The sequence below is a fragment of the Cryobacterium fucosi genome (genome assembly GCF_004403515.1).
Lineage (GTDB): Bacteria > Actinomycetota > Actinomycetes > Actinomycetales > Microbacteriaceae > Cryobacterium > Cryobacterium fucosi.
Map to the genome: position 1 here is coordinate 1 of NZ_SOHH01000054.1, position 3,020 is coordinate 3,020.

Here is a 3,020-nt window from a genome sequence, read left to right on the forward strand (position 1 = left end):
CATCCCCTGGTGGGCCGGCGGCCTGACCGACATCGACAACGGCGTCATGCTCTGTTGGTTTCACCACCACTACATCGACCGCGACGGCTGGAAGATCCGGATGGTCCGCGGCTCACCCCACATCAAAGCCCCACCCTGGTACGATCCCCACCAGAACTGGCACCCCGCCAACCAGAACCGCGCCCGCACCGCCTCGACCGCCCGGCACTGACCCAGGTCCCCGGTCTCGACAGGCTCGACCACCGCCACGCTCACGGTCGCAACCCCGGCGGCCGAGCCTGTCTCGGTGGTCGAGCTTGTCGAGACCCCCTTGCGTGACCTGGTCTCGACAGGCTCGACCACCGACAGGCTCGACCACCGTGGACGGCTCGACCACCGACTGGCTCGAGACCCGCTGCGTCGATGGCTCGGATACCGGCCGACACAGTTTCCCTGCCGGTTACCCGCGGGCTCTAAACTGGGGCATCGCGTCGCGGGACTGCCTCTCCGCCGCGGACGAGGAGCGTGCGTGACCCAGATCCAGCCCGACCAGAGCGTGCTCGCGGCCGGAACGAAAGCCGCGTCCGTGCGCACCCTCGTCGACATTCTCGCCGCGACGGCCGCCGCCTATCCGAGCGCGCTCGCGCTCGAGGACCAGGACGGCGCCATCAGCTATCGCGAGCTCATGCGCCTCGTCTCCGAGCAGGCCCGGCAGCTCAGCGCGACCGGGGTGCGTCGGGGCGACAAGGTCGGCATCCGGATCCCCTCGGGAACTCGCGAACTCTACGTTTCCATCCTCGCCACCCTTGTCCTGGGGGCCGCGTATGTGCCGGTCGACGCCGACGACCCGGAGGAGCGTGCCCGGCTCGTCTTCGGCGAGGCCCAGGTCATCGGAGTCGTCGGGACGGCAGGCCGGTTCGAGCTCGTCAACACGGTCGACGAGGCGGCGCTCGCCGAACGGCCTCTGCCACCGGGGGATGACCTAACCCTCGCTCATGGGCCCGGGATCATCCCCACACCCGACGACGACGCCTGGGTCATCTTCACCTCCGGGTCGACGGGGGTGCCCAAGGGTGTCGCAGTGACCCACCGGTCGGCGGCGGCCTTCGTCGACGCCGAGGCCGGGCTCTTCCTCCGCTCCGAACCGATCGGCTCGGCCGACCGGGTGCTGGCCGGCCTGTCGGTCGCCTTCGACGCATCCTGCGAGGAGATGTGGCTCGCCTGGCGCAACGGCGCCTGCCTCGTTACCGCCCCCCGCTCACTCGTTCGGTCCGGCGCCGACCTCGGGCCGTGGCTGATCGCCCACGGCGTGACGGTCGTGTCCACGGTGCCCACCCTCGCCGCGCTCTGGCCGGACGAGGCCCTCGAACAGGTGCGGCTGCTCATCTTCGGCGGCGAGGCCTGCCCGCCCGAACTCTCCGCCCGTCTCGTCGCCCCTGGACGCGAGGTCTGGAACACTTACGGTCCGACCGAGGCGACCGTCGTGGCCTGCGCGGCGCTGATGGACGGCACCGACCCGGTGCGGATCGGGCTGCCGCTGCACGGCTGGGACCTCGCCGTGGTGGATGCCGTCGGCGCCCGGGTGGCGCACGGCGGCACCGGCGAACTCATCATCGGGGGCGTCGGGCTGGCGCGCTACCTCGACCCGGCCAAAGATCGGGAGAAGTACGCGCCGCATGCCGGGCTTGGCTGGGACCGCGCGTACCGCAGCGGCGACCTGGTGCGGTTCGAGCGGGAGGGCCTGGTCTTCGTCGGCCGCGCCGACGACCAGGTCAAGCTCGGCGGCCGGCGGATCGAACTCGGCGAGATCGAGGCGGCGCTGCGCTCGCTGCCCGACGTGGCCGGCGCTGCCGCGGTCGTGCAGAAGACCCCCGCCGGGAACCAGGTCCTCGTCGGCTACCTCGCCCTCGTCGACGGGGCGGCGGCCTTCGATCGTGCAGCGGCCACCGACCGGCTGCGCGCGGCGCTCCCCGCGGCGCTCGTTCCCCTGATCGCGCTCGTCGACGAGCTGCCCACCCGCACCTCGGGCAAGGTCGACAAGGCCTCGCTGCCCTGGCCGCTGCCGGCCGGCGGCGGCCGGGAGGCGGCTGCGCTGACCCCCACGGCGGCCTGGCTGGCCGGGCACTGGGCCGCGATCCTCGGCGTTCCGGTCGACGGACCCGACGCCGACTTCTTCGGCCACGGCGGCGGCTCGCTCTCCGCCGCCCAGTTCGTCTCCGCGATCCGGGAGCGCTACCCCGACACGCGGGTCTCCGACGTCTACGACCATCCCCGGATCGGGGCGCTCGCCGAGGAACTCGACGCGCGGGTGCCTCCGGCGCCGACACTCGTGCGGGAGGTCCTCCCCGTGCCGGCGCGCAGCCGCATCGCCCAGACGCTGCTCAGCATCCCCCTGCACGTGCTCGTCGGCGCGCGCTGGCTCGTCTTCCTCGCGGCGGCGAACAACCTGCTCGCGACCTGGGGCGGGGCGACGTTCGCTCCGACGATCTCCTGGTGGTGGGTCGCCCTCGGCTTCCTGCTCTTCGTCACCCCGCCCGGGAAGATGGTCATCTCCGTCGTCGCCGCGAGGCTGCTGCTGCGCGGGGTGACTCCGGGGGACTACCCGCGAGGCGGATCCGTTCACCTGCGCCTGTGGCTGGCCGAGCAGGTCGCGTTGCTCGTCGACGCGGCGAGCCTGGCGGGAGCACCCTGGATCAGCTACTACGCTAGGGCGCTGGGTGCGCGGGTCGGCGAGGACGTCGACCTCCACGCGCTCCCGCCGGTGACGGGGATGCTGACCATCGGGGCCCGTGCGGCGATCGAGCCGGAGACCGACCTGGCCGGCTACTGGATCGACGGCGACGTGCTCCGGCTCGGGCGGGTGGAGATCGGCGCCGAGGCAACCATCGGCGCGCGCAGCACCCTGCTCGGCGGCGCCCGGATCGGCGCCGGCGCCGTGATCGAACCGGGGGCCGCCGTCTCCGGCGAGGTCCCGGACGGTGAGCGGTGGGCCGGATCGCCCGCCATCCGGGTCGGTGCGGCCCGCGGGTCGTGGCCGGCCG

The 3,020-nt window shown here is 73.1% G+C and carries 1 protein-coding gene and 1 pseudogene; both read left to right on the forward strand.

Annotated elements, in window-relative coordinates:
- Positions 1-211: pseudogene (locus E3T48_RS16670) on the forward strand (hypothetical protein); the annotation flags it as partial.
- Positions 212-508: 297 nt separating this feature from the next.
- A partial coding sequence (locus tag E3T48_RS05990; RefSeq protein WP_134522916.1) for a non-ribosomal peptide synthetase occupies positions 509-3,020 on the forward strand: 2,512 nt, incomplete at its 3' end.